General features: G+C 71.4%; 27 protein-coding genes. 16 read left to right on the plus strand and 11 right to left on the minus strand.

Annotated features, from left to right (window positions below):
- Positions 1-39 precede the first annotated feature (39 nt).
- Positions 40-1,530, plus strand: coding sequence for an acyl-CoA synthetase (locus tag L1857_RS09970; protein ID WP_116115188.1), 1,491 nt, complete (start codon positions 40-42; stop codon positions 1,528-1,530).
- Between the two features lie 3 nt (positions 1,531-1,533).
- Here the strand turns inward: L1857_RS09970 and L1857_RS09975 are convergent, their stop codons facing one another.
- The 4 genes from L1857_RS09975 to L1857_RS09990 form a co-directional block, all read right to left on the minus strand.
- The gene (locus L1857_RS09975; RefSeq protein WP_162830496.1) at positions 1,534-2,550 is read right to left on the minus strand and encodes a fatty acid desaturase family protein; all 1,017 of its coding nucleotides are present in this window, start codon (positions 2,548-2,550) and stop codon (positions 1,534-1,536) included.
- Entirely contained in the window at positions 2,547-2,714 is a 168-nt protein-coding gene (locus L1857_RS09980) for a hypothetical protein (protein WP_158224468.1), read from the minus strand. The genes L1857_RS09975 and L1857_RS09980 overlap by 4 nt, the downstream gene beginning before the upstream one ends.
- Positions 2,715-3,021: 307 nt before the next feature.
- Entirely contained in the window at positions 3,022-3,471 is a 450-nt protein-coding gene (locus tag L1857_RS09985) for a transposase (protein WP_346731895.1), read from the minus strand.
- 237 nt (positions 3,472-3,708) lie between these two features.
- Positions 3,709-4,674 carry an IS481 family transposase gene (locus L1857_RS09990; protein WP_249464895.1) on the minus strand — a complete coding sequence of 322 codons (966 nt, stop codon included), beginning with the start codon at positions 4,672-4,674 and terminating at the stop codon, positions 3,709-3,711.
- A gap of 161 nt (positions 4,675-4,835) precedes the next feature.
- Between L1857_RS09990 and L1857_RS09995 the strand changes: the two genes are divergently transcribed.
- A protein-coding gene (locus tag L1857_RS09995) for an IS5 family transposase (protein WP_115944207.1) occupies positions 4,836-5,701 on the plus strand; the annotation gives its coding sequence in 2 pieces (ribosomal slippage) (positions 4,836-5,183 and positions 5,186-5,701; 864 coding nt in all).
- Between the two features lie 15 nt (positions 5,702-5,716).
- Here L1857_RS09995 and L1857_RS10000 read toward each other — a convergent pair.
- Positions 5,717-6,757, minus strand: coding sequence for an MBL fold metallo-hydrolase (locus tag L1857_RS10000; RefSeq protein ID WP_116112344.1), 1,041 nt, complete (start codon positions 6,755-6,757; stop codon positions 5,717-5,719).
- A gap of 86 nt (positions 6,758-6,843) precedes the next feature.
- Positions 6,844-7,389, minus strand: a complete 546-nt coding sequence (locus L1857_RS10005) for an LURP-one-related/scramblase family protein (RefSeq protein WP_116112341.1) — start codon at positions 7,387-7,389, stop codon at positions 6,844-6,846.
- 179 nt (positions 7,390-7,568) lie between these two features.
- Here L1857_RS10005 and L1857_RS10010 point away from each other — a divergent pair, with 179 nt between their 5' ends.
- The 4 genes from L1857_RS10010 to L1857_RS10025 are packed head-to-tail and all read left to right on the plus strand — an operon-like array spanning position 7,569 to position 11,919.
- Complete coding sequence (locus L1857_RS10010) at positions 7,569-8,591, plus strand: uroporphyrinogen decarboxylase/cobalamine-independent methonine synthase family protein (RefSeq protein WP_249464897.1); 1,023 nt, start codon at positions 7,569-7,571, stop codon at positions 8,589-8,591.
- A 10-nt stretch (positions 8,592-8,601) separates the two neighbouring features.
- A complete protein-coding gene (locus L1857_RS10015) occupies positions 8,602-9,303 on the plus strand; it encodes a CBS domain-containing protein (RefSeq protein WP_249464899.1) in 702 nt (233 codons plus the stop codon).
- Positions 9,304-9,314: 11 nt separating this feature from the next.
- Positions 9,315-11,435, plus strand: a complete 2,121-nt coding sequence (gene ligA / locus L1857_RS10020; protein WP_116112332.1) for an NAD-dependent DNA ligase LigA — start codon at positions 9,315-9,317, stop codon at positions 11,433-11,435.
- Complete coding sequence (locus tag L1857_RS10025; protein WP_249464901.1) at positions 11,428-11,919, plus strand: GNAT family N-acetyltransferase; 492 nt, start codon at positions 11,428-11,430, stop codon at positions 11,917-11,919. The genes ligA and L1857_RS10025 overlap by 8 nt, the downstream gene beginning before the upstream one ends.
- A 66-nt stretch (positions 11,920-11,985) precedes the next feature.
- On the opposite strand, the gene L1857_RS10030 is transcribed toward L1857_RS10025, so the two are convergent.
- Positions 11,986-12,300: a hypothetical protein gene (locus tag L1857_RS10030; RefSeq protein ID WP_162831161.1), complete on the minus strand. Its 315-nt coding sequence runs from the start codon at positions 12,298-12,300 to the stop codon at positions 11,986-11,988.
- A gap of 68 nt (positions 12,301-12,368) precedes the next feature.
- On the opposite strand from L1857_RS10030, the gene L1857_RS10035 reads away from it, so the two are divergent.
- Positions 12,369-12,527, plus strand: coding sequence for a hypothetical protein (locus L1857_RS10035; protein WP_158224466.1), 159 nt, complete (start codon positions 12,369-12,371; stop codon positions 12,525-12,527).
- Positions 12,528-12,530: 3 nt separating this feature from the next.
- Here the strand turns inward: L1857_RS10035 and L1857_RS10040 are convergent, their stop codons facing one another.
- Positions 12,531-13,406, minus strand: a complete 876-nt coding sequence (locus L1857_RS10040; protein ID WP_116112328.1) for an NAD(P)-dependent oxidoreductase — start codon at positions 13,404-13,406, stop codon at positions 12,531-12,533.
- A 32-nt stretch (positions 13,407-13,438) separates the two neighbouring features.
- Entirely contained in the window at positions 13,439-13,849 is a 411-nt protein-coding gene (locus tag L1857_RS10045; protein WP_094007419.1) for a MarR family winged helix-turn-helix transcriptional regulator, read from the minus strand.
- A gap of 229 nt (positions 13,850-14,078) precedes the next feature.
- Between L1857_RS10045 and L1857_RS10050 the strand changes: the two genes are divergently transcribed.
- A complete protein-coding gene (locus L1857_RS10050; RefSeq protein WP_249464903.1) occupies positions 14,079-16,094 on the plus strand; it encodes an MMPL family transporter in 2,016 nt (671 codons plus the stop codon).
- Here L1857_RS10050 and L1857_RS10055 read toward each other — a convergent pair whose 3' ends face one another.
- Positions 16,095-16,748 carry an ACT domain-containing protein gene (locus L1857_RS10055; RefSeq protein WP_094007417.1) on the minus strand — a complete coding sequence of 218 codons (654 nt, stop codon included), beginning with the start codon at positions 16,746-16,748 and terminating at the stop codon, positions 16,095-16,097.
- A 215-nt stretch (positions 16,749-16,963) separates the two neighbouring features.
- Here L1857_RS10055 and gatC point away from each other — a divergent pair, with 215 nt between their 5' ends.
- From gatC to L1857_RS10075, 4 genes are read left to right on the plus strand one after another with little or no spacing between them, the layout of a single operon-like run.
- Positions 16,964-17,263, plus strand: a complete 300-nt coding sequence (gene gatC, locus L1857_RS10060; protein ID WP_017987443.1) for an Asp-tRNA(Asn)/Glu-tRNA(Gln) amidotransferase subunit GatC — start codon at positions 16,964-16,966, stop codon at positions 17,261-17,263.
- Positions 17,260-18,765, plus strand: coding sequence for an Asp-tRNA(Asn)/Glu-tRNA(Gln) amidotransferase subunit GatA (gatA, locus tag L1857_RS10065; RefSeq protein ID WP_094007416.1), 1,506 nt, complete (start codon positions 17,260-17,262; stop codon positions 18,763-18,765). Before gatC ends, gatA begins: the two co-directional genes overlap by 4 nt.
- A complete protein-coding gene (gene gatB, locus L1857_RS10070; protein WP_094007415.1) occupies positions 18,762-20,267 on the plus strand; it encodes an Asp-tRNA(Asn)/Glu-tRNA(Gln) amidotransferase subunit GatB in 1,506 nt (501 codons plus the stop codon). Before gatA ends, gatB begins: the two co-directional genes overlap by 4 nt.
- 2 nt (positions 20,268-20,269) lie before the next feature.
- Positions 20,270-20,785, plus strand: a complete 516-nt coding sequence (locus L1857_RS10075; protein WP_116112321.1) for a hypothetical protein — start codon at positions 20,270-20,272, stop codon at positions 20,783-20,785.
- A gap of 259 nt (positions 20,786-21,044) precedes the next feature.
- On the opposite strand, the gene L1857_RS10080 is transcribed toward L1857_RS10075, so the two are convergent.
- Positions 21,045-22,235: a PQQ-dependent sugar dehydrogenase gene (locus L1857_RS10080; protein ID WP_116112316.1), complete on the minus strand. Its 1,191-nt coding sequence runs from the start codon at positions 22,233-22,235 to the stop codon at positions 21,045-21,047.
- Positions 22,236-22,288: 53 nt separating this feature from the next.
- Between L1857_RS10080 and L1857_RS10085 the strand changes: the two genes are divergently transcribed.
- From L1857_RS10085 to L1857_RS10100, 4 genes are all read left to right on the plus strand, one after another.
- The gene (locus tag L1857_RS10085; protein WP_249464905.1) at positions 22,289-23,203 is read left to right on the plus strand and encodes a 2-hydroxyacid dehydrogenase; all 915 of its coding nucleotides are present in this window, start codon (positions 22,289-22,291) and stop codon (positions 23,201-23,203) included.
- An 18-nt stretch (positions 23,204-23,221) separates the two neighbouring features.
- A complete protein-coding gene (locus L1857_RS10090) occupies positions 23,222-23,455 on the plus strand; it encodes a VOC family protein (RefSeq protein WP_338024593.1) in 234 nt (77 codons plus the stop codon).
- A gap of 94 nt (positions 23,456-23,549) precedes the next feature.
- Entirely contained in the window at positions 23,550-24,626 is a 1,077-nt protein-coding gene (locus L1857_RS10095; protein WP_116112311.1) for a serine hydrolase domain-containing protein, read from the plus strand.
- 48 nt (positions 24,627-24,674) lie between these two features.
- On the plus strand, positions 24,675-25,295 hold the full coding sequence (locus L1857_RS10100) for a DoxX family protein (RefSeq protein WP_116112309.1): 621 nt from the start codon (positions 24,675-24,677) through the stop codon (positions 25,293-25,295).
- Positions 25,296-25,475 lie beyond the last annotated feature (180 nt).

Consider the following 25,475-nt stretch of genomic DNA (forward strand, 5'->3'; position numbering starts at 1 on the left):
ACCGTCGAGTATGGCACCGGCGCCGAAGGAGGAGTCCCCTTGACCACGCTCCGCTCCAGCACCGTCGCGGACATCCTCCGCCGCAGCGCGGCCCGCTGGCCAGCCCGCGTCGCGCTGAAGTTCGCCGGCAGGCAGTGGACCTACGCCGACCTGGACGCCGCCGTCACCCGCGCCGCCGCGCACCTGCTCGGCCTCGGGCTCGTCAAGGGCGACCGGGTCGCCGCCTACGGCAAGAACTCCGACGCCTACCTCATCGGCTTCCTCGCGTGCGCCCGCGCCGGGCTCGTGCACGTGCCGATCAACTACAACCTCACCGGCGACGAGCTGGCCTACCTGGTCGAACAGTCCGGCAGCCGGGTCGCGCTCGCCGACCCCGCCCTCGCCGGCAACCTGCCCGCGCTCGACCGGGTCGTGCCCCTGCGCGACGCGGACGGCTCGCTCGTCGCGCTCTCCGGCGAGGTGCCCGAGCTGGACGCCGAGGTCGGCGACGGCGACCTCGCCCAGCTGCTCTACACCTCCGGCACGACCTCCCGCCCCAAGGGCGCGATGATGACCCACCGCGCGCTGGTCCACGAGTACCTGTCGTGCATCACCGGCCTCGACCTCACCGCGGACGACGACCCGCTGCACGTCATGCCGCTCTACCACTCCGCGCAGATGCACGTGTTCCTCGTGCCGTGGCTGGCCGTCGGCGCGACGAACACGCTGCTGGAGACCCCGGACCCGACCGACATCCTGCGCCGCCTGGCCGAGGACCGGCACGGCGCGTTCTTCGCCGCGCCCACGCTGTGGGTCGCGCTGGCCAACCACCCGGACTTCGGTTCGCGGGACCTCAGCGCGCTGCGCAAGGCGTACTACGGCGCGTCAATCATGCCCGGCCCGGTGCTCGACCGGCTCCGCCAGGCCATGCCGGAACTGGGTTTCTACAACTGCTTCGGGCAGTCGGAGATCGGCCCGCTGGCGACCATCCTGCGCCCCGAGGACCACGCCGGGCGCCCCGATTCGGCCGGGCGCCCGGTGCTGTTCGTCGAGCTGCGCGTGGTCGACGCCGAGGGCAACGACGTGGCACCCGGCGAGTCCGGCGAATGCGTCTACCGCAGCCCCCAGCTGTGCGAGGGGTACTGGGACAAGCCCGAGGAAACGGAGGACGCCTTCCGGGACGGCTGGTTCCACTCCGGTGATCTGGTGCGGATCGACGAACAGGGCTACATCTACGTCGTCGACCGCATCAAGGACGTCATCAACACCGGTGGCGTGCTGGTGGCCTCCCGCGAGGTGGAGGACGCGCTCTACACCCACCCCGCGGTCGCCGAAGCCGCGGTGATCGGCGTCCCGGACGAGAAGTGGATCGAGGCGATCACCGCCGTGGTGGTGTCCAAGGAGGACGTCTCACCGGAGGCGCTGATCGCCCACGTCCGCGAGCGGTTGTCCGCGTTCAAGGTCCCGAAGGCGGTCCGCTTCGTGCCGGACCTGCCGCGCAACGCCTCGGGCAAGATCCTCAAGCGCGAGCTGCGGGACCGCTTCTCCTGACCGTCACGCCGTGCGGGCCCGCAGCGGTGCGCCCATTTCGTGCAGGTGCCGCAGCACCTCGCGGTAGGACTGCACCAGGCCGGTCTGGCTGTAGGAGATCCCGTGCGCGGCGCAGAACCGCTGCACGATGGGCTGTGCGTGGCGCAGGTGCGGACGCGGCATGCTGGGGAACAGGTGGTGCTCGATCTGGTAGTTCAGCCCGCCGAGGAGGAAGTCGGTGAACCAGCCGCCGCGGACGTTGCGCGAGGTCAGCACCTGCTTGCGGAGGAAGTCGGCCGACTCGCCGGTCATCGTCGGCATCCCCTTGTGGTTGGGGGCGAACGAGCATCCCATGTAGACACCCCAGAGCGCCTGGTGCACCACGACGAACAGCACGGCGAGGCCGGGTGACAGGACGAGGAACACGGCGGCGAGGTAGCCCACGGTGTGGGCCACCAGCAGCGCGCCTTCGAGGCGCCGGGCCTTGGTCTCGCCCCGCCAGACCGCGCGGATGCCGGAGGCGTGCAGGTTCAGCCCCTCCAGCATGAGCAGCGGGAAGAACAGCACCGCCTGGTGCTTGGCCATCCAGCGGAGGAAGCCGGTCTTCAGGCTCGCCTGGCCGCGGGTGAACGCCAGCGCCGGGATGTCCAGGTCCGGGTCGTGGTCCTCGTGGTTGGGGTTGGCGTGGTGCCGGTTGTGCCCGGAGATCCACGACTGGTAGCTCATGCCGATCAGGCCGCCGTGCAGGGTTCCGAGCGTGTCGTTGGGACGGCGCGTCCGGAAGATCTGCTTGTGCCCGGCGTCGTGCCCGAGGAACGCCAGCTGCGCCGACACCACGGCGAGCAGCGCGGCGATCAGCAACTGCCACCAGCTGTCGCCGAGGAAGGCGAACGCCGTCCAGGCACCGGCGAAGACGACGAGCGTGGCCGTGATCCGGCGGGCGTAGTAGGCGTAGCGGCGCCGCAGCAGGCCGGCGGCACGGATCTCCCGCGACAGGGCGGCGTAGTCGCTGCCGGTCGTGGGAGCTGTGGCCGCGGTCACCGGCGCCTGGCCGGCGTCGACGACGGCGCGGTGAACCGGACCTGCCGCGCGGCTGCCGCGTCCAGTTCGCCCGCCACGTGGCTGGTCTCCTCGACCAGGGGGTGGCTGAACAGGACGGGCTCGACCGTGACGGAGGTACGGGTGTGACGAGAGGTGTGGATCATGGAAGCTCCTTGGCGGGTGGCCGGCGCCGTTCGGCGCGGCAGCCACGGGTGGAAGAACGACCGGCCGGCGGTTCGTCGGAACGGCGCGGCTGGTGGGGTAGGTCTCAGCGGGGGGCGAGCATGAGCATCGCATCAGGTTCGCCGTTCCGGTGCTCCTCCGCACCCGGTGTCGACGGCGACCGAACCCGCCCGCTGTCACCCAGCCTACGCGAAGTCGCGCTCCAGCGCCGCGCCACCCGGCCGGGACCCGCTCGCAGGATGTGTCTGATCGGGAGGAGTGCACCACATCCCTGCTCGACGAATGGGCCTACGCCCGGCCCAGGACCGACAATGGCCAACGACGACCACCGCGATCCGGCACAACCTCGGCACCGGCCAATCCGCCACCTTTGGTCCAGGTGATGAGGGTGTGGAGGACGACCGCGCTGCGAGAGACGATGGCGAGCTCGTCGTAGCGAGTGGCCAGGCCGCGCCATTGTTTGAGCAGGTTGAAGCGGCGTTCGACGACGTTGCGCCCGCGGTAGGCCGTCGAGTCGAAAGCCGGTGGGCGGCCGCCGCGGGATCCGCGGCGTGTGCGGTGCCCGACCTGATCGGCAGGTCCGGGGATCACCGCGACGATGCCGCGGGCACGCAGATGTCCGCGGACCGCCCTGGAGGAGGAGGCCTGATCGCCGCGACCGGGCCGAGCGACCCGCAAGTGCCGCATCAGGTGTGGAAACAGGCGGCTCGGTCGGCAAATCCGTGTAATTCGACCCAGCTCCCTGCGAAGCGGGTGATGGCACCTGGGACGCTGTGGTGCGGCGCCTGCTCGCCGCTGCCGATGCCGCGGGGCAGATCGACTGGGCGGTCTCGGTGGATTCCACGATCACCCGGGCACATCAGCACGCCACCACCATCATGAGGATCCGAGAGCAACTGAAACCGCGAAACGCCCAGCAGCATCCCAGCCACCAGCCCCAACTTTTCTCAGACACGCCCTAGGTGTACTTGGCCGTTAGGTTGGTGGCAGTCGGCTGGTGGGTGGGTGGCCGCCGAGTGCGTTGTGGCGGCGTTGAGTGTTGTAGTGCTCGAGCCAGGGCGCAAGCGCGGCGGCTCGTTCGGTGTTGCTGGTGAACACCTGCCGGTAGGCCCACTCGGTTTGCAGGGTGCGGTTGTAGCGCTCGACCTTGCCGTTTTGCCAGGGGCAGTGGGGCTTGATGAACTTCTGCCGGATGCTGTGCTCGGCACAGACGTGCCGGAGTGACCAGCGATAGGCCCAGGCGTTGTCGGTCATCAACCGCTCGATTCTGGTGATGCCATGCTTGGCGAAGTAGGCGATGGCCCGGGCGAGGAAAGCGGCGCAGGTGCCGCCCTTCTCGTCGGGCAGGATCTCGGAGTAGGCCAGCCGGGAGTGATCGTCGACCAACGAGTGGACGAAGTCGAAACCGATTCTGGCGTTGCGGTCGCGCGTGGCGTCCCGGTGAGCGCGGCCATGCGCTCGCCAGCCGCCGCCCTCGGGGATCCGACCGATTTTCTTCACGTCCATGTGCACTAGCTCGCCCGGGGTATTGCGCTCATACCGCACCGCGGTGGTCTTGCTGGCCCGGATGACCTGCCCGGTGAGTGGGTCCAGCGCCGACAGCCGAGGCGCGTTGTGGCGGGCCAGCACGCGCGACACCGTCCGCGCCGGCACTCCCAGCTGCGCCCCCAGCCAGTCCGGACCGCGACGCTCCCGCTGCCGCAGCTCGAGGATCTGCCGCTCGGTCTCGGCACTGGTCCGCCGCGGTGAGGAATGGGGACGTGAGGACCGGTCGTGCAGGCCGGCTTCGCCCTCGGCGGCGTGCCGGTCCAACCAGGTCTTCACGCACTTGCGTGACATGCCCATTGCCTTCGCGATATGTGCCTGTGGCCACCCCTGACGATGCCGCTGGACGATCAGCAACCTGCCCAAGAACGTCGTACGGGCATTACGGTGTGACACGAGAGCCTCCGGCCTGGCGTGGGTCCTAGACAAGCCACACCCCAACCGGAGGCTCTCCCCATGTCAACACCAGCCAGCCGCTACCAACGTCCTGGCCAAGTACACCTAGGTCCTGTCCTGTAATTGATCTAGCTGCGGTTCTGGTTTGATCTTGGGTTGTGGTGGGTCGGGGTGAGGTGACGGATCGGGCGTGGGCGTGGATCGAGCCGCTGCTGCCGCCGGTGTCGGGTCGGGGTCGGCGGTGGCGGGATCACCGTCAGGTGCTCAACGCGATTCTGTGGAAGCTACGCACCGGCGCTCCGTGGCGTGACCTGCCCGAACGGTATGGGCCGTGGAAGACCGCGCACGAGCGGTTGCGGTTGTGGACCGCGGATGGCACCTGGCAGAAGATTCTGGACGAGGTGATCGTCAAAGACGACTCGGTCGGCGAGGTCGAGTGGGTCATTTCGGTTGATTCGAGCGTGGTCCGGGCGCACCAGCACGCTGCTGGCGCCCGGAAAAAGGGGGCTGCGCACCCGGCGTCGAGGCGCTCGCGGTCGACGGGGAAGGACTCGGACGCTCCCGCGGAGGACTGAGCACCAAAATCCACCTCGCCGTCGATGGCCGCGGGCTGCCGATGCGGGTGCTGCTCACCGGCGGCCACGCCGGCGACAACCCACAACTGCTGCCGCTGCTCGACGGCATCGCGGTCGCCCGGATCGGGCCAGGCAGGCCGCGATGCCGACCCGATCGTGTGGTCGCGGATAAGGCCTACTCGCACCCCTCAACTCGGCAAGCGATGCGGGATCGGCGGATCCGGTTCGTCAGTCCCGAGCGGGAGGATCAGATCGCCCGCCGCGTCGCCAGAGGTTCACGCGGCGGACGACCACCCGCCTTCGATGCCGAGACCTACAAGCGGCGCAACATGGTCGAACGCTGCTTCAACCGGCTCAAACAGTTTCGCGACCTAGCCACCCGCTACGCCAAACGCGCCGCCTACTACCAAGCCGAACTCACCATCGCCGCCATCATCCTCTGGCTCCGATGACTTACAGGACACTTCCTAGGCCACCGAGTAGCGGCGCACCCCGTCCTCGACCAGGAGCATCAGCTTGCCCTGGTGCACGAGCAGGTCGAGGTGCGCGGCGGTCTCCAGGACGGCGAGCATCTGGTTGAACACGTCCAGCTCGCCGAGCTTGCGCTGCCGCCGCGTCCAGCCCAGCCGCAGCGCCGACTCGTACGCCGTCCGCGCACCGTCCACAATGGTCGTCGCGATGACGTCCAGCCGCTGGGCGTGGTGGTCCAGCAGCTCGTCGACGCGGGCGTGCACGCTGTCGGTCACCGGGCCGTGTGCCGGCAGCATCCGCCGGTCCGGCATGCCGCGCACCAGGCGCAGCGAGTCCAGGAAGTCGCGCAGCGGCATCTCCGCCACCGCGGGCTGGAACCCGATCGACGGCGTGATGTGCGGCAGCACGTGGTCGCCGGTGAACATCAGCCCGGCCGCGCCGTCGTCGAACACCACGTGCCCGGCGGTGTGCCCCGGCGTGTGCACGACGTCCAGCGAGCGGCTCGGCAGCACGGTCCGCCGGCCCGGCGTCAGCCACTCGTCGGGCAGCTCCCAGATCGAGGCCTCCGTGTTGCGGCCGTGGATTTCGAAAACCCGCACCAGCTCGTCGGCCACCGCGTCGGCGCCGCACGCCCGCAGCGCGGAGATCTGGCCGATGAGCGGCACCACGTCCGGATCGGCCGTCATGCGCAACGACGACTCCTCCAGTGAGCCCAGCGCGATCCGCCCGCCGAACTCGCGCCGCAGCGCGACCGCCTGCGTGTAGTGGTCCCGGTGCACGTGGGTGACCAGGAACTGGCTCACGTCACCGAGTTCGGCGCCCAGCCCCTTGAGCGCCGCGGCCAGCTGCTCGCGCGCCTCCGCCAGCGCCCAGCCGGAGTCGATGAGCACCAGGTCGTCGGCCTCGGTGAGGGCGTAGACGTTGACGGCCCGCAGCCCGTCGTTCGGCAGCGGCAACGGGATCCGGTGCACGCCCGGCGCCACGGTGTACAGGCCGGGCTCGCTCCACTCGGCGCTGCCTTCGGGAATTGGTTCCACGAGACCTCATCGTCCTTTCCGACCCGGGATATTTCACTTTGGAACTTCCCGGGTGGAATGTCCACCTGCCGCGGTTGAGACCCACGTCACCTTGGCCGCAGCGCGGTCTCCACGGTCAGCGCGGCGGCGATCACCAGGCTCGCCAGCGGGTCCGTGAGCTGCGCGAACACCTCGACGACGTAGCCGCGGCCGGGCTCCTCGGCCGCCCGCGCCACCTCGCTGCCCGCGGAGCCGGTGATGCGGAAGTCGCGCGGGGGCCGGTTCTCCAGCGCGCCGACCGGCCGTCCGTGGGCCGACAGGGCGAACCGGTGCGGCCCGTCGGGGGCGATCTCGCCGATCGGCGTCCCGTCGGCGCGGGTCACCAGAAAGCGTGAGTCGTGCACCCGCACTTTCAGCACGACACTTCCGCCGGAGTCGCGCACCGCGAAACAGTTCGGGCGGAACCGGGCCGATCCGGTGATCATCCGCAGCGCTTTCCGGAACGTGCCGTTCTCGGCTTCCGCGACGGTTCCCAGCGGCTGTCCGTACTGGTCCCGCACGCCGGATTCGGCCGCGCCGGCACGGTGGCTGACCACCAGGAAGGGCTCGGTGAACAGGGTGCCGCCGCCCACCTGCCGCGAACCGCTCGTCATGCCGGTCAAGGTTAGCCAGCGAAAATCAAGAACGGGAGACGACCGGTGAATTACGCGGATATGTCCGGTTGACCGGATTTCCGATTGCGGCCCCTTTTCGCCAATCGCCGCCGGTGCCATTTCCCGGCCGTCGGGGCCGGGGCGCGGGTGGCCGGGCGGCCGTGGAGGAGAATCGGGGTGTGAGCGAACACGTCTGGCCACCCGGTGCGGCCACCGCGGTGGGATCGATGCCCGGTACCGACCCGGCGGAGGCGGCCTCGGTCGTCTTCGGCGAGCTGCCCGACTTCCCGCATCTGCCGGAGCTGCCGGCCCGCGGCGTCGGCGCGGACCTGATCGGGCGGACCGCCGCGATGCTGGTCGACCTCGCGATCGAGGTCGTGCCCAGCGGCTACCGGGTCGCCGCCCGGCCGGGGCGCGACCACCGGCGGGCGGTCGACCTGCTGCGCTGGGACCTCGACGCGGTCACCGAAACGGGTGGCGCCCCGCTCATCAAGACGCAGCTGGCCGGGCCGTGGACGCTGGCCGCCGGGATCGAGCTGCCGCGCGGCCACCGCGTGCTCACCGACCGGGGCGCGGTGCGGGAGTTCACCGAATCGGTGCTGGAGGGGCTGGCCGCGCACGTCGGGGAACTGAAGGCTCGCACCGGCGCCGAGGTCGTGGTCCAGTTCGACGAGCCGACGCTGCCGGACGTGCTGGCGGGCGCCCTGCCCACGCCGTCGGGCTACGGCAACGTCCCGGCCGTGCCCGAGCCGGAGGCGCGGGACTTGCTCGGCCGCGTGATCGAACGGGCCGGTGAGCTGACCGGGCAGCCGGTCGTCGTGCACTGCTGCGCCGCGCGGCCGCCGGTCGGCCTGCTGCACGCGGCCGGTGCGGGCGCGCTGGCGATCGACGCGACGTTGCTGGCCGGGGCGCCCGCGACCCTGCTCGACGAACTCGGCGAGGCCTGGGACAGCGGGACCGTGTTGTTCCTGGGCCTGGTGCCCGCGCTGGAGCCCGCGCGGCGGCCGTCGCTGCGGGAGCTGGCGCAGCCCGCGCTGGCGCTGGCCGACCGGCTCGGGTTCGCCCGCTCGACCCTGGCCGACCGCGCGGTCCCGACGCCGACCTGCGGCTTCGCCGGGGCGAGCGCCGACTGGACGCGCCGCGCGCTGAAGCTGACCACGGATCTGGGCAAAGCGTTCGTGGAGCCACCGGAGGGCTGGTAGGACTTCGGCGATGCGATGGTTTCGACGACGCCGCGAGGACGACCTGCCCGACCCGCGCACGGCGTGGCCCGAGCAGGCGGTGCCGGACGACCCGGTGGCGGCCGCGGAGCGGTTCTGGCGCCGCTGGGCGGAGATGCTGCCGGAGATCAGCGCGGCGCTGGGCGACCGCCAGCCGCAGCGCGTCGAGGGCGAGCTGGCCGCCGCCGTCGCCGAGCTGCACCCGAACCTGCACGTGTCACTCGAACGAGGCCAGCGGGCCATCTACGCCCTCGTGGTGAGCGGCCAGGAGGACCCCGCGCTGCGGCCGTTCACCGACGCGTGGAAGGCCGCGGCGCCGCCCGAGGACGCCATCTGGGAGTACCACGACTCGGTGCCGCCGGTGCCCGATCCGACCGGCGTGACGGTGAACCTCGGGACGCGGTCGGTCGCGCTGGCCGACGTCCGGGTCGCCGCGCAGGTCGACGAGGCCGACGGGGTCGTCGACGTCGCGGTCCACCACCCGCTGCTGGGTGAACTCGACGCGGCCACCCGGGCGGCGATGACCTTCCTGCCGCTGGACGCGACGCTCGGGGAACGCCTCGCGGCGAAACGGTTACGCAGGGTGGAGGCGGCCGAGACCGAGCCCGCCGGCGCCATCACGCTCCTGGAACTGCGTGACCTGGTCCGCGGTCTGGACGAGGAACGCCCGGAAACTGTCGGGGGTGCTGACTAAGCTGACCGACTGTGAGTGAGACTCCCGCCGCACAGGACGTCACCGAGGTTCCCGCCGAGGTCCGCGAGCGCCACGGCGCGCTCGCGGAAGAGGTGCGCGGGCACCAGTTCCGGTACTACGTGCTGGACTCGCCGGTCATCACCGACGGCGAGTTCGACGAGCTGCTCAAGGAACTGGAGCGGCTGGAGTCGGAGTACCCGGGCCTGGCCACGCCCGACTCGCCGACCCAGAACGTGGGCGGCACGTTCTCCACCGACTTCGTCGCGGTCGACCACCTCGAACGCATGATGAGCCTGGACAACGTCTTCGACGAGGAGGAGTTGCAGGCGTGGGTGGACCGGGTGGAACGCGAGGTCGGCGGGGCCACGCAGTACCTGTGCGAGCTGAAGATCGACGGGCTGGCCATCAACCTGCTGTACGAGAAGGGGCGGCTGGTCCGGGGGCTCACCCGCGGCGACGGCCGCACGGGTGAGGACGTCACGCTCAACGTCCGCACGCTGGAGCAGGTGCCGGAGACGCTGACCGGCACCGACGAGTACCCGGTGCCCGACCTCGTCGAGGTGCGCGGCGAGGTGTTCTTCCGCGTCGAGGACTTCGCCGAGCTGAACGCCCGGCTGGTCGAGGCGGGCAAGCCGCCGTTCGCGAACCCGCGCAACACCGCGGCCGGGTCGTTGCGGCAGAAGGACCCGAAGGTCACGCGCAGCCGCAAGCTGCGGCTGATCTGCCACGGGCTGGGCAAGCGCGAGGGTTTCGAGCCGGCGCGGCAGTCGGAGGCCTACGAGGCGCTGGCGGCGTGGGGGCTGCCGGTGTCCGGCCACACCAAGGTGGTCGACAAGGCGTCCGAGCTGCTGGACCACATCCGGTACTGGGGCGAGCACCGGCACGACGCCGAGCACGAGATCGACGGCATCGTGGTGAAGGTCGACCAGGTGTCGCTGCAGCGGCGGCTGGGCAGCACCTCCCGCGCGCCGCGGTGGGCCATCGCCTACAAGTACCCGCCGGAGGAGGCCACCACCCGGCTGCTCGACATCCAGGTCAACGTCGGCCGCACCGGCCGGGTCACGCCGTTCGCGGTGATGGAGCCGGTGAAGGTGGCCGGGTCGACGGTGGCGATGGCGACGCTGCACAACGCGCAGGAGGTCAAGCGCAAGGGCGTGCTGATCGGCGACCGCGTGGTGATCCGCAAGGCGGGCGACGTGATCCCCGAGGTGCTCGGTCCCGTGGTCGACGTGCGCACCGGGGACGAGCGCGAGTTCGTCATGCCCACGTTCTGCCCGGAGTGCGGCACGAAGCTGGCGCACCAGAAGGAGGGCGACGTCGACATCCGCTGCCCGAACGCGCGGTCGTGTCCCGCGCAGTTGCGGGAGCGGCTGTTCCACCTGGCCGGGCGGGGCGCGTTCGACATCGAGGTGCTCGGTTACGAGGCGGCGACGGCGCTGCTGGAGTCCGGTGTGGTCGTCGACGAGGGCGACATCTTCGATCTGGACGAGGAGAAGCTGGGGCGGGTCGAGCTGTTCCGCACGAAGGCGGGGGAGCTGTCGGCCAACGGGCGCAAGCTGCTGGCCAACCTGGACAGCGCGAAGGACCGTCCACTGTGGCGGGTGCTGGTGGCGTTGTCGATCCGGCACGTCGGCCCGACGGCGGCGCAGGCGCTGGCGCGCGAGTTCGGCTCGCTGGAGGCGATCGAGAACGCCGACGAGGCCGCGATGGCCGATGTGGACGGTGTGGGCCCGACGATCGCGAACGCGCTGCGCGAGTGGTTCGCCGTCGACTGGCACCGCGAGGTGGTGGAGAAGTGGCGCCGCGCCGGGGTCCGGATGGTGGAGGAGCGCGACGAGTCGGTGCCGCGCACGCTGGAGGGCCTGTCGATCGTGGTGACCGGTTCGCTGAACACGTTCTCCCGCGACGAGGCCAAGGAGGCGATCATGTCGCGCGGCGGCAAGGCCGCGGGATCGGTGTCGAAGAAGACGGCGTTCGTCGTGGTCGGCGACGCGCCGGGCTCCAAGTACGACAAGGCGGTCCAGCTGAAGGTCCCCATCCTCGACGAGGCCGGTTTCCAGGTGCTGCTGGACCGGGGCCCGGAAGCCGCCGCCGAGGTGGCGCTACCGACGGAGGAGCCGGGCGGTGAGTGAGGTGTCGGTGCGGCCGGCGCGGCCTGAGGAGTTCGCGGCGGTGGGGGCGCTGACCGTGTCCGCCTACGTGGCCGACGGCCTGATCGCCGCGGACGACGACTACGTGCGCGAACTGAGCGACGCCGCTCACCGCGCCGCGCACGCCGAACTGCTGGTCGCCACGGACGACGATGGCCTGCTCGGCTCGGTGACGATCGTCCGCCCGGGCACGCACTACTCGGAAATCGCCCGCGACGGCGAGCTGGAGTTCCGCATGCTGGCCACCGCACCGGCCGCCCGGGGCCGCGGCGTCGGCGAACTCCTGACCCGCACGGTCGTCGAGAAGGCCCGCGAGATCGGCGCATCGGCGGTGGTGATGTCCAGCCTGGACGCCATGAAGACGGCCCACCGGCTGTACGAACGCCTGGGTTTCAGCCGCCTCCCCGAGCGGGATTGGGAGCCGCTGCCGGGCCGGTGGCTGCGTGCTTTCCGGCTGGCCCTGTGAGGAAACCCGCAGGAGTGTGCGCCCGTCAGATCGCAGTTGGACGACGCGCCAGGGTGGATCACGGTCTCATGTACGGCGGCGCATCACAATCACGCCGATGCCGAGGGTGAGGAAAGCTCCTGCGAAGCAGAAGTACATGCCGATTCCGTTTTGTCGTTCGTTGGGTACAGCGCACGCGAGGGGCAAGCTGATCAGGCCGATGCTGACGAAGATCACAGTCCTGTGCCGTAGCTGAGGCAGCAGTCGTCGTCTTGTTGCGAACGTGACGGTCAAAGCGCCGGCGGCGCCCATCAACGCCAGTCCCGGAACGGCGCCTGGCCAGTTGCTGCCCTGTGCCCAGGCTTCGCCTGTCAGGACACAGACGAGTCCGGCGACAGTCATCCCCCATATCCGCCGGCCGCCATGACCAGGAGGCCAAGAAGGGAGAAACGCCTCCGGATTGTGTGCGGGTGATCGACATACACGATGTGCTGGACGGTGTGGGATTGATCGAATCGCACGTCGCCATTGATCGTGTGAGCCTGGACGACCGATCCTCGAACCGTTCCTTCGACCAGGTTCCGGCATTCTGGGCGCGGTCCCTCGTCCGGCGCAAAAAACCCGCGTAGCGACTACAAACCCGAACCCCGCGCCTGAATAGCGCGGACCACCGCGGCCATGTCTTCCCTGCCGTACCCCAGCGCCACAGCCTCGCCGTAGAGGGCGTGGCACACGTCCAGCAGCGGTGACGCCAGCCCCGCCGCGCGGGCGGCCTCCGCGACCAGCCGGTTGTTCTTCAGCACGTCCGCGATGGCCGCCTGCACCTCGAAGTCCCGCGCCACCAGCTTCGCCACCTTCACCCGGGACACGTCGCTCGCCATCGGGCCCGCGTTCAGCACCTCCACGAACCGCCCCAGGTCCAGGCCCTGCCGCTCGGCGAAGTGCGTCGCCTCGGCCAGGCCCGTCACCATCGTGATCAGGTACAGGTTCACCGCGAGCTTCATCAGCAACCCGCCCGGCACCGGCCCGCACTCGACCACCTGACGGCACATCGGCGCCAGCAACGGCCCCACCTCGGCCACCGCGCCCGGCTCGCCCGCCAGCATCGCCACCAGCTGACCCGCCTCGGCCGGCTTGCGCGACCCCGACACCGGCGCCTCGACGTACCGGCCACCCGCCGCCGCGACCTCGGTCGCCAGCCCGCGTGAATACTCCGGCGACGTCGTCCCCATGTGCACGACGATCCGCCCGCCGACGTTCGCCGCGAACTCGCTCCCGCCACGGCCCAGCGCGGCATCCACCGCGGCGCCGTCGGCCAGCATCAGGAACACGACGTCCACCCGGCGGCACACCTCGGCCGCGCTCCCGGCCACCTCCGCGCCCGCCGCCCGCAGCACCTCGGCCTTCGCCGCGGTCCGGTTCCACACGACGAGCGGCGTCCCCGCGCGGACGAGGTTGAGCGCCATCGGCGTGCCCATCACGCCCAGCCCCAGGAAACCCAGCTTCATGCGAGCACCCTAGCGCGCGATTATGACACTTGTCATGACCCGCTGAGGTGGGCGATCAGCTCGATCAGCTGCCGCCGGAAGGCCGCGTCGCCGCCGAGCGCGCCGATGACGGACGAGTCGTCCCGTGCGATCTGCTCCGAGGTCGCCAGGACGTCCTCGCCCGCCGGGGTGAGCCGCGCCAGGGAGCGGCGGCCGTCCAGCGGATCGGGCACGCGAGTGACGTACCCCGACCTGGACAGCCGGTCGAGCGTGCGGCTCATCGTCTGGTCGGTCACCTGGCACCGGCGGGCCAGCGCCCGCTGCGACAGCGGCCCACCGCGCAACGTGTGCAGGGCGATCAGCCCGGCGTGCGACAGCCCGAGCGTCTCGAGCCGCGCCGTCCACCGCTGCTCGACAAGCCTCGCCGCGGCCGACAGCAAGCGCCCGGTGGGCCAGGACGCCATCCCTTCCTCACCCGGCGCCGGCGCTCCGCCGCCCGGAGGCTGCCCCGGAATCGGGGATCCCGCTGGGGATCCCGCTGGGGATCGCGGTGCCGCGCCCTGTCCCATGCGGCCCGCCACCGCGTCGCCGCGCCGTGCCCGTTTTGCCCGGCCTTCCTCTGCGGCCAACCGCACCTCCCGGTAATGTTCAGCCTGCTGAACAATTCTCCGATCCCTAGGACTGTATTAGCCCATGAGGACCGCACGCTGGCTCGTCCCCGCCCTGCTCGTCGTCGCCTGGCTGGTGCTCGGGGGACTCGGCGGCCCCTACGCCGGCAAGCTCAGCGACGTCTCCACCAACGACAACTCGGCCTTCCTCCCGGCCTCCGCCGAATCCACCCGCGCCCTTGCCGAACAGCGCACCTTCTCCACCGACGAGACCCTGCCGGCGATCGTCGTCGCCGAGCGGGCCACCGGCGTCACGCCCCAGGACAGCGCCTTCCTCACCGAGGCCGCGGGCCGCATCCAAGCCATCCCCGGCGTCACGAACGCCGCGAGCCCGCAACCCTCCCGGGACGGCCAGGCCCTCGAACTCACCGTCTCCGTCCGGGTCGGCGGCGAACCCGGCGAGGTCGTCGAGCAGATCCGCGCCCAGCTCGAAGCCGCACCCGAGGGGCTCACCGTCCTCGTCACCGGTCCGGCTGCCCAGATCGCCGACCTGGTCACCGCGTTCGGCGGCATCGACGGCCTCCTCCTGCTGGTCGCCGGCATCGTCGTGGCGTTGATCCTCGTCGTGGTCTACCGCAGCCCGCTGCTACCGCTCGTCGTCCTGCTCTCCGCCGTCTTCGCGCTCGGCCTGGCCAGCCTGGTCGTCTACGTCCTCGCCGACCACGGCGTGCTCACCCTCAACGGCCAGAGCCAGGGCATCCTGTTCATCCTCGTCTTCGGCGCGGCCACCGACTACGCGCTGCTGCTGGTCTCCCGGTTCCGCGAGCAACTCCGCGACACGGAGAACCGCTACGAAGCCGTCAAACTGGCCTGGCGCGCCACGCTCCCGCCGATCGCCGCCTCCGCCGGGACCGTCGTGCTCGGTGTGCTCTGCCTGCTGTTCTCCGACCTGCAGTCCAACCGCGGCCTCGGCCCGGTCGCCGCGATCGGCATCGCCGCCGCGTTCGGAGCCTCGGTCACCTTCCTGCCCGCCGCGCTCGCCCTGCTCGGCCGCGCCGCCTTCTGGCCGATCCGGCCCGAGCTCGGCTCACCGCACCCGGAGTCGAGCGGCATCTGGGGCCGCATCGCCGAGGCTGTCGCGCGCAAGCCCCGCGCGGTCTGGATCGGCACCACCGTCCTGCTGCTGGCCGGTGCGGCGTTCGTGCCACAGCTCAAGGCCGGCGGGGTCGCCCAGTCCGACCTCTTCCTCACCCCGGTCGACTCGGTCGCCGGTCAGGAGGTCCTGGTCGAGCACTTCCCGGGCGGCTCCGGCTCACCGACCACCATCATCACCAACGCCGGCCAGGCCGAGGCGGTCGCGCGGGCCGCGCGGGTGGACGGCGTCGCCCAGGTCGCCGCGGCGCCCAACGTGGTCAACGGCCGCGTTCAGGTCGTCGCGATCCTCACCGACGCCGCCGACTCCGAGGCCGCGCTCGGCACGGTCGGCCGCATCCGCCAGGCCGTGCACGCCGTGCCCGGCGCGGATGCGCTGGTCGGCGGCACCACCGCGACCCAGCTGGACACGCAGGAGACCTCCGAACGGGACCGCGCGGTGATCATCCCGATCGTCCTCGTGGTGATCTTCGGGGTGCTCGCGCTCCTGCTGCGGGCCCTGCTCGCGCCGTTGCTGCTGATCGCGACCGTCGTGCTGTCCTTCGCCGCCACCATGGGCGTGTCCGCGCTGGTGTTCAACCACCTGCTGGGCTTCCCGGGCGCGGACCCGGCGGTGCCGCTGTTCGGGTTCGTCTTCCTGGTGGCGCTCGGGATCGACTACAACATCTTCCTGATGACCCGGGTCCGCGAAGAAGCACTCCACACGAACACCCACGACGGCACGCTGCGCGGGCTCACGCTCACCGGCGGCGTGATCACCTCGGCGGGGGTCGTGCTCGCGGCGACGTTCGCGGCGCTGGCGGTGATCCCGATCCTGTTCCTGGCCCAGATCGCGTTCATCGTCGCGTTCGGCGTGCTGCTCGACACCCTGATCGTGCGGTCGCTGCTGGTGCCGGCCCTGACGCTGGACGTCGGGCGGCGGATCTGGTGGCCCTCGACGGTGCCGTGATCAGCCGTCGAGCACGACGGCGACGATCCCGGCCAGGTGGGCCAGGCGCGCGACCTCGGCCGCCCGGAACATCGGCCCGCCGGGGCGGCCGACGAGCAGCGCCTTGTCCGGCTTCCCGAGCGGCGTCGCGGCCAGCTCGGTGCCCAGCTCCTGCCAGGTCTCCGGCACCCACGAGTCCTCGGAGTCCAGGATCGTGGCGCGCTCCAGCGGCAGCCACGGCAGGTCGGTGATCGGCGCCTCGGGCGACGCGCTCGAGGACGCCAGCCGGTCCACACCCGCGTCGCTGACCGACACCACGATCGCCCAGCCCGCGCGGATGATCCGCGGCACGCCCTCGACCAGCACCGACAGCCCGGAGGCCGGCTGCGCGGCGATCTCCTCGACCAGTTCCAGCTCGCGGTGGGTGTCCAGCACACCGGCGTACGGCCGCACCGCGTCGACCTCGACGCCCTCCACGCTCTCCGCCGCGGTGATCACCGCGTCCGGCAGCCGCCCGGAGGGGAGTTCGACGACCATGTCGTCGATCGCGACGCCGCCGCCGCGCTCGACCACGTCCACCGAGAGGATGTCCGCCCCGATCATGCCGAGAGCCGTCGCGACCGCTCCGAGGGTTCCTGGCGTGTCCGGGAGCTGCACCCGGATCAGGAAGGACAACGTGAACCCCTCTCGGGTCCGGCGCTCCCGCCTCGCCGGGGAGCGCAACCGGCCGCTGATTGTGACAGACGAAAGCCGTCACGGGGAGCCATCGTCTGCCTACCGAGACCGGATCGCGCGCCCGCCGTGAACAACCCGGTCGAGGTCGCAAGGCCCGCCGCCATAGACTTGGAACTCACCGAAACACCGATCCGCACACCCCGGGAGTCACCCGCGTGCCCAACATTTCCCGCGACGAGGTCGCGCACCTGGCCAAGCTCGCCAGGCTCGCGGTCACCGACGACGAGCTGAACGTTTTCGCAGGTCAGCTCGACCAGATCCTGGACGCGGTGGCCAAGGTCAGCGAGGTCGCCGCCGACGACGTGCCGCCGACCTCGCACGCCGTGCCGCTCACGAACGTCTTCCGCGAGGACGTGGTCCGGCCCGGGCTCACCCAGCAGCAGGCCCTGGCCGGTGCGCCGGCCGCCGAGGAGGGCCGCTTCCGGGTGCCGCGGATCCTGGGGGAGGAACAGTGACCGACCTAACACGTCTGCCGGCCGCCGAGCTGGCCGAGAAGATCCACGCGCGCGAGGTGTCCTCGGCGGAGGTCACGCAGGCGCACCTGGACCGCATCGGCGAGGTCGACGACCACGTCCACGCGTTCCTCACGGTCGACGCCGAGGGCGCCCTCGCGGCCGCCCGCGCGGTCGACTCCGCCCTGGCCGGCGGCCAGGCCCCGGCCTCGCCGATCGCCGGTGTCCCGCTCGCCCTCAAGGACGTGCTGACCACCCGGGGCCTGCCCACGACCTGCGGGTCGAAGACCCTGGAGAACTGGATCCCGCCGTACGACGCGACGGTCACGCGCAAGCTGCGCGAAGCCGGCGTGCCGATCCTGGGCAAGACCAACATGGACGAGTTCGCGATGGGCTCCTCCACCGAGAACTCGGCGTTCGGTCCCACGCACAACCCGTGGGACCACGCCCGCATCCCGGGCGGCTCCGGCGGTGGCTCGGCCGCGTCGCTGGCCGCGTTCGAGGCGCCGCTGGCGATCGGCACCGACACCGGCGGCTCGATCCGCCAGCCGGGCGCGGTCACCGGCACGGTCGGCGTGAAGCCGACCTACGGCGGCGTGTCCCGGTACGGGCTGGTGGCGTTCTCGTCCTCGCTCGACCAGGCCGGGCCGTGCGCCCGCACCGTGCTGGACGCGGCGCTGCTGCACGAGGTCATCGCCGGGCACGACCCGCTCGACTCGACCTCGATCGACGCGCCGGTGCCGCCGGTCGTCGCCGCCGCGCGCGAGGGCATGCGCGGCGACCTCAAGGGCGTCAAGGTCGGTGTGGTCAAGGAGTTCAGCGGCGAGGGCTACCAGGCCGGGGTGCAGCGTTCGTTCGAGAACGCCGTGGACCAGCTGCGCGCGCTGGGCGCCGAGGTCGTCGAGGTGTCCTGCCCGAACTTCGTCTACGCGCTGCCGGCGTACTACCTGATCGCGCCGAGCGAGGCCTCGTCCAACCTGGCCCGCTTCGACGCGATGCGCTACGGCCTCCGCGTCGCCGACGACGGTTCGCACAGCGCCGAAGAGGTCATGTCGCTCACCCGCGAGGCCGGTTTCGGCCCCGAGGTCAAGCGCCGCATCATGCTCGGCACGTACGCGCTGTCCTCCGGCTACTACGACGCCTACTACGGCTCGGCGCAGAAGGTGCGCACGCTCGTCAAGCGCGACTTCGACGCGGCCTTCGAGAAGGTGGACGTGCTGGTCTCGCCGACCACCCCGACCACCGCGTTCAAGATCGGCGAGCGCGTCGACGACCCGATGGCCATGTACCTCGCCGACCTGTGCACCATCCCGGCGAACCTGGCCGGCAACGCCGCCATGAGCGTGCCCAGTGGACTGTCCGATGAGGACGGTCTGCCGGTCGGCCTGCAGATCATGGCCCCGGCGCTGGCCGACGACCGGCTCTACCGGGTCGGCGCCGCCTACGAGGTCGCGCGCGGCTCGATCATCGACCGGGTTCCGGAGCTGAAGGGAGTCTCGGCGTGACCGCCGTTGCCGAAGTGATGGACTACGCCGAGGTCGTCGAGCGGTTCGACCCGGTGCTCGGGCTCGAGGTCCACGTCGAGCTGAACACCAAGACGAAGATGTTCTGCGGCTGCGCCAACGAGTTCGGCGGCGAGCCCAACACCCACGTGTGCCCGACCTGCCTCGGCCTGCCCGGTGCGCTGCCGGTGCTCAACGGCAAGGGCGTCGAGGGCGCGATCCGCATCGGGCTGGCGCTCAACTGCGAGATCGCCGAGTGGTGCCGGTTCGCCCGGAAGAACTACTTCTACCCGGACATGCCGAAGAACTTCCAGACCTCGCAGTACGACGAGCCGATCGCGGTCAACGGCTACCTGGACGTGACGCTGGACGACGGCGAGGTCGTGCGCGTGGAGATCGAGCGCGCGCACATGGAGGAGGACACCGGCAAGTCGCTGCACGTCGGTGGCGCCACCGGGCGCATTCACGGCGCGGAGCACTCGCTGCTCGACTACAACCGCGCCGGCGTGCCGCTGATCGAGATCGTCACCAAGCCGATCGTCGGCATGGGTTCGCGGGCGCCCGAGGTGGCGCGCGCGTACGTGACCGCGCTGCGCGACCTGCTGCGTGCGCTGGACGTGTCCGACGTGCGGATGGACCAGGGCTCGCTGCGCTGCGACGCCAACGTGTCGCTGATGCCCAAGGGCACGACCGAGTTCGGCACCCGCACCGAGACCAAGAACGTCAACTCCTTCCGCAGCGTCGAGCGCGCCGTGCGGTACGAGATGACGCGGCAGGCCGCGGTGCTGGTCGCCGGTGGCAAGGTCACCCAGGAGACCCGGCACTTCCAGGAGTCCGACGGCACGACCTCGCCGGGCCGCACCAAGGAGACCGCCGAGGACTACCGGTACTTCCCGGAGCCCGACCTGGTCCCGATCGCGCCGTCGCGCGAGTGGGTGGAAGAGCTGCGTGGGACGCTGCCGGAGATGCCGGCCGCGCGCCGCAAGCGCATCCAGACCGAGTGGAACCTGTCCGCCGAGGAGCTGCGCGACCTGTTCAACTCGGGCGCGGTCGAGCTGGTCGAGGCGACGGTGGCCGAGGGCGCGAAACCGAACGAGGCCCGCAGCTGGTGGGTCAACTTCCTGGCGCAGGAGGCCAACGCCCGCGAGACCGAGATCACCGCGCTGCCGATCACCCCGGCGCAGGTCGCCCGGGTGGCCGCGCTGGTCGACTCCGGCGAGCTGACCAACAAACTCGCGCGCGAGGTCGTCAAGGGCGTGCTGGCCGGTGAGGGCGAGCCGGACGAGGTCGTGGAGAAGCGGGGCCTGAAGGTCGTGTCCGACGACTCGGCGCTGCTCGCCGCGGTCGACGAGGCGCTGGCCGCGCAGCCGGACATCGCGGACAAGATCCGCGGCGGCAAGGTGCAGGCCGCGGGCGCGATCGTCGGCGCGGTCATGAAGGCGACCAAGGGCCAGGCCGACGCCAAGCGCGTGCGGGAACTCATCATCGAGCGGGTGGGCGCCTGAGGATGCCGTCGAAGGTGTCCGCGGAGCCCGAGCGGTTCTCGCTCGCGCGCGTCAGCTGGCGCGAGTGGACGGGGCTGGGGGCGGGCGTGGTGGCCACGCTCGCCCTGTTCCTGCCCTGGACGAACCTGGCGGCGACGAACCAGGTCGTCGACGAAGCCCTGCGTGAGCTGCCGTCGTCGGACGTCGCGCGGGACGCCTGGACCACCGGTTTCCTGGCGTGGTGCGGGCCGTTGCTGCTGCTGGCGGCCGGGCTGGCCGTGGCGGCGTTCGGCCAGTTCCGGAAGGTGCGGGTCGCCGGGCTGCCGCACCTGTGGCTGATCTTCGCCGTGGTGGCGCTGCTGCTGATGGTCCTCGGCTGGTTCGCGATGGGCTGGCAGTTCGACGAGGACACCCGCGGCCTGCTCGACGAAGGTGGGATCGGGCTGTACGCCGGCATCGGCCGGTACCTGGGGATGCTCGGCGCGCTGGCCTCCGTGGTGGCGGCCGTGCTGGACGTGCGCGCGTTGCGGCGCCGCTGAATCGGAGACGGTCACGGCGTTCGACGCCGACGTGGCGGTGGCCGGGCTCGGCACGATGGGCGCGATGGGCGCGTGGCAGCTCGCCCGCGCCGGGGGACGTCCTCGGTTCTCGCAGTTCGGCATCGGGCACGACCGGTCGGCCGCCGGTGGCGAGTCGCGGGGCTTCCGCACCGCCTACCTGGAGGGCCCCGAGTGTGCGTCCGCGAGTCCCACGTTCCTGCGCGCGAGTTCTGCGTTCCCGTGCGCGAGTTCTGCGTTCCTAGTCCTTGCCGCTGCCGCCGCTCGGGCTGGCTTGCAGTGAGATCAGCACGACCCGGTCGTCGCTGGAGATGGGGTTTCCGCCGTCCTTGTTGACGGTTCCCACGAGTGCGAACTGGCTGTCGATCTGGTCCAGGCCGCCGTACCGGCCGTAGGCCGTGCCGTTCTTGCCGTCCATCAGCGCCTTCGGCTTGCCGCCCACCGAGCCGTCCAGCGTGATGGGCAGTTCCTGCAGGTTGGCGCCCACCGAGGTGGCGACGACGACCGCCGTGCCGCTGTCCGCGCAGCCCGCCAGCGCCGGCTTCTCCGGCCACGTCCACGTCGGCACCGCGAGGGACGCGCCCGGCACGATCGGGTACAGCGCGTCCACGGAGGTGCCCCGATCGGTGATCCACATCCGGGAACCGTCCGTCGCCTTGCACAGGCCGCCGGGGGAGTGCACGCCGCTCGCGTACACCCGTGAACCCGGCGTCGGGTTGCCCTGGGCCGCATTGCCCGCCGTGTCGATGCGCAGCACCTTGCCGGCCAGCGAGTTCGGGTCGGCCGCCGCCGACGGGTTGCCCGCGTCGCCCGTCGCGACCAGCAGGGCGCCCTTGCCGTCGGTCATGATCGCGCCCCGGTTGCCGGTCGCGCCCTTCGGGATGCCCGTCAGCACCGCCTTCGGCTGCTGGCCGCGCGTGAAGCGGACGACGCGGTTGTCGGTGGCGGTGGTGAGGTAGGCGAACACCAGCTGGTCCTCGGCGAACGTCGGGGACAGCGCGAGCCCGGTCAGGCCGCCGTCGCCGGTCGCCTGCACGTCCAGCCGGATGACCTCGGCCGGTGCGTTGCCGCTGGAAACCTGCAGCACGCGGCCCGTCCGGCGCTCGGCGGCCAGCGCGCCCGGCGCGGCGCCGGTGTTCGGCAGCGCCGCGAGCGCGGACACCGTGTCCAGGCAGGTCGCGATCACCGACTGGTCGTAGTCCGTGCAGCCCTGCGGTGGCGGGATCGATGTCTGCGGCGAGCTGGGCCGCGCCTCGTCGTCACCGCCGTCGGCCTCGGGCAGCTCGGGCTGCGGACCGGCCGGGGCGGTCAGCTCCGGGGCCGGTTCGAACGTCTGGTTCGCGGCCCGGTCGTCGAACTGGGCGCAGCCGCTCAGCAGCAGCCCGCAGGCCGCCACCAGCCACCACCGCGCCTTCCCGGTCCCGACACGCACGCCTGCCAGCCTAGGTGCCGGTGGGTGAACGACGGGTAAGTACCGTGGTGATCATGCCCGTCACCGTTCTGGTCCCCGACGAAGACGGCCTGCGTGCGCTGGGTGAGGTGGCCGGGGTGCGGCCCGTCCGCTACAGCTGGCGCGAGCCGCTGCCGCCCGAGGCCGCTGACGCGGAGGTCCTCGTCCCCGGCGCCCACCGGCCCGAGGAACGCGACGCCGTGCTCGGCGCGCTGCCGAACCTGAGGCTGATCCAGCTGCTGTCGGCGGGCGCGGAGAACTGGATCGGCACCGTGCCGGACGGGGTGCTGCTGTCCACATGCCGCGGCGCGCACGGCGGCAGCACGGCCGAATGGGTGGTCGCGGTGCTGCTGTCGATCTACCGCGAGCTGCCCGGGTTCGCCGCCGACCAGGCCGCGCACCGCTGGAACCTGCACGCCACCGACACCCTGCAGGACAAGCGGGTGCTCGTCGTCGGCGCCGGTGACCTGGGGAAACAACTCCAGCGCCGCCTCACGGCGTTCGACGCGCGGGTCACCCTGGTCGGCGTGAGCGGGCGGGCGGGCGTGCACCCGGTGGACGAGCTGCCCGGGCTGCTGGGCGGGCACGACGTCGTCGCGCTGATGGTGCCGCTCACCTCGCGCACCCGCGGGATGGTGGACGCGAAGTTCCTCGCCGCGATGCCCGACGGCGCGATCCTCGTCAACGCCGCCCGCGGCCCGGTGGTCGACACGGACGCGCTGCTCGCCGAGCTCACCGCGGGACGGCTGCGCGCCGCACTGGACGTCACCGATCCCGAGCCGCTGCCCCCGGACCATCCACTGTGGACGGCGCCGAACGTGGTGCTGACCCCGCACGTCGCGGGCTCGGTGAGGGGCAGCAAGCGGCGCTCGTACGCGGTGGTCGCCGCGGAGATAGCCCGCTATGCCGGCGGGGAGCTGCCGCAGAACCTCGTGCACGGGGAGTACTAGACGATGATCCTCCGCCACGTGACGATCGACTGCGCCGAGCCGTACGGGCTGGCCCGGAAGAACCGCGTCCACTTCGACTGGATGCCGGACGAACGGTCCCGTGACGCGGAGGTCGCGCGCCTCCTCGGGCTCGGCGCGCGCGTGCACGAGGACCACCGGACACCCGACGGGCTCGGCTGGGTCACGCTGCTCGATCCCGAAGGAAACGAGTTCTGCATCGAGCGCAGCGCGGGCGAGCGCCAACCCGCCTGACAAACCCCGGGGCGTGTCAGCGCGGAGGCGGTCCGGTGTCAGGCCGGCGGGCGAACGTAGTCGCATCAAGCCGGACCGAACACAGGAGCGCACGATGCAGCACACCGCCACCACCACCCACCGCCCCGAGTTGCAGCAGGCCGTCCAGGCCCTCGTCGACGCCGGGTTCACCGCCGCCGAGCTGTGCGTGCACGACGAGCAGGGCGACTGGACGGGCCGCGCCGGGGTGCGCGAGCTGGGCTCGGCCGACGAGGCGCCGGTCAACGGGAGGGCCTGGGCGGGCAGCGTCATGAAGACCTTCACCGCGACCTTGGTGCTCCAGCTGGTCGCCGAGGGCCGGATCGAGCTGGACGGCCCGGTGGCCGGTCACCTGCCCGGGTTCGGGCTCGACGAGCGGATCACCGTGCGGATGCTGTTGCGGCACACCAGCGGCCTCTACAACTACACCGGTGAGCTCGACGCCGACGGCACGTTCGTGATGGGGCTCCCGTCGCAGGGCAAGGCGTGGGTGGACAACCGCTTCCACGCCTACCAGCCCGAGGAGCTGGTGCGGTTCGCGCTGTCGCGGCCGCCGCGGTTCGAGCCGGGCGAGGGCCAGAGCTACTCCAACACCAACTACACCGTCGCCCTGCTGCTGATCGAGGCGGTCACCGGCAACACCTACGCCGAGGAGGCCCAGCGGCGCATCCTCGGGCCGCTCGGGCTGGCGGACACCGTGGTGTCCGCGACCTCCCCGGACCTCCCCGGCCCGCACGCCCACGGCTACTACCGCTACGAGGACGGCGGCGAGTGGCACCTCGTCGACGTCAGCCGCCAGAACCCCACCATGCTGGCCGGCGCCGGTGACCTGATCTCGACCGCCGAGGACCTGAACACCTTCATCTCCGCGTTGCTCGGCGGCCGGCTCCTGCCCACCCCGCTGCTGACCGAGATGATCACGCCGCACGGCGAGCTCAACCTCGGCCTCGGCCTGTGGGTGCAGGACCTCGGCCCGGCGGGCACGATCGTGCACCACAACGGCGGCGCCCCGGGCGGCTACGGCGCCCTGATGATCAGCACGCCGGACGGCAGCCGGACCCTGACGGCGACGCTGACCACCGGCGAGGCCGACCCGGCAGAGGTGTTCCCCGCGGCGCTGGGCGCGCTCATCATGTCGGTGTTCGGCAGCTGAACACCGGAACCTGTCGCGCTTCCGACACGGATGGCCTACCCTGCGCGGGTGACCAGCCCTCAGGACGAGCCGAAGACCCAGAACCTGTTCACGGAGTCCGGGTACTACGAGGCCACGGACACCGGCGCCACCAGCTTGCTCTCCGACGTCGAGGACCGGCCGTCGCCGCCGGTCAACCGGTACCACGGCGGGATCGACTTCGGCCTGCTCGTGCTGCGGCTCGTGCTCGGGGCGATCGTGGGCGCGCACGGGCTGCAGAAGGTGTTCGGGCTGTTCAACGGCCCCGGCATCGACGGCACGGCGCGGATGCTGGAGTCGATGGGTTACACGGCCCAGCCGACGCTGCTCGCGTGGGTCACCGGGCTGAGCGAGCTGATCGGCGCCGTGCTGATCGTGCTGGGCCTGTTCACGCAGATCGGGGCGGCCGCGCTGCTCGGCGTCACCGCGAACATCGTGTACGTCCAGTGGAGCGGCGGGTTCTTCGAGCCGCGTGGCTTCGAGTTCGAGCTGCTGCTGGCGGCCGTGGCGTTCACCCTGCTGTTCACCGGATCCGGCCGGATCGCCCTGGACGTCAACACCCCGTGGCGCCGCCGCCCGGCGCCGTTCGGGGTGTTCTTCTTCCTGATCGCCGCGGCGGCGACGGTGGTGGTGATCGCGCTGGCCCGCTAGGAAGTGGGCGCTTCGCCGTGTCGGGCGCCGGTTCAAAGATCAAGAGATGTCCTCGCCGGACGGGCAGGCTCCGGGATGACCAAGGGGTGCCTCGTCTCGCCTTGGCGAGGTGGTCGCTGGGTGGTCATCCCGTCGCCTTCCGGTTTGGGTGTATCACCTTGAGCCAGGGCCGCAAGGTGG

The sequence above is a fragment of the Amycolatopsis thermalba genome (genome assembly GCF_023376025.1).
Classification (GTDB): domain Bacteria; phylum Actinomycetota; class Actinomycetes; order Mycobacteriales; family Pseudonocardiaceae; genus Amycolatopsis_E; species Amycolatopsis_E thermalba.

What these genes read in the sequence shown, in the direction of transcription:
- L1857_RS10015 (WP_249464899.1), top strand. Translation starts at nt 8,602, where the DNA reads ATGCGATGGTTTCGACGACGCCGCGAGGACGACCTGCCCGACCCGCGC.
- L1857_RS10095 (WP_116112311.1), top strand. Translation starts at nt 23,550, where the DNA reads ATGCAGCACACCGCCACCACCACCCACCGCCCCGAGTTGCAGCAGGCC.
- L1857_RS10085 (WP_249464905.1), top strand. Translation starts at nt 22,289, where the DNA reads ATGCCCGTCACCGTTCTGGTCCCCGACGAAGACGGCCTGCGTGCGCTG.
- L1857_RS10050 (WP_249464903.1), top strand. Translation starts at nt 14,079, where the DNA reads ATGAGGACCGCACGCTGGCTCGTCCCCGCCCTGCTCGTCGTCGCCTGG.
- L1857_RS10045 (WP_094007419.1), bottom strand. Translation starts at nt 13,849, where the DNA reads ATGGCGTCCTGGCCCACCGGGCGCTTGCTGTCGGCCGCGGCGAGGCTT.
- L1857_RS10040 (WP_116112328.1), bottom strand. Translation starts at nt 13,406, where the DNA reads ATGAAGCTGGGTTTCCTGGGGCTGGGCGTGATGGGCACGCCGATGGCG.
- L1857_RS10075 (WP_116112321.1), top strand. Translation starts at nt 20,270, where the DNA reads ATGCCGTCGAAGGTGTCCGCGGAGCCCGAGCGGTTCTCGCTCGCGCGC.
- L1857_RS10030 (WP_162831161.1), bottom strand. Translation starts at nt 12,300, where the DNA reads ATGACTGTCGCCGGACTCGTCTGTGTCCTGACAGGCGAAGCCTGGGCA.
- L1857_RS09980 (WP_158224468.1), bottom strand. Translation starts at nt 2,714, where the DNA reads ATGATCCACACCTCTCGTCACACCCGTACCTCCGTCACGGTCGAGCCC.
- L1857_RS10005 (WP_116112341.1), bottom strand. Translation starts at nt 7,389, where the DNA reads ATGACGAGCGGTTCGCGGCAGGTGGGCGGCGGCACCCTGTTCACCGAG.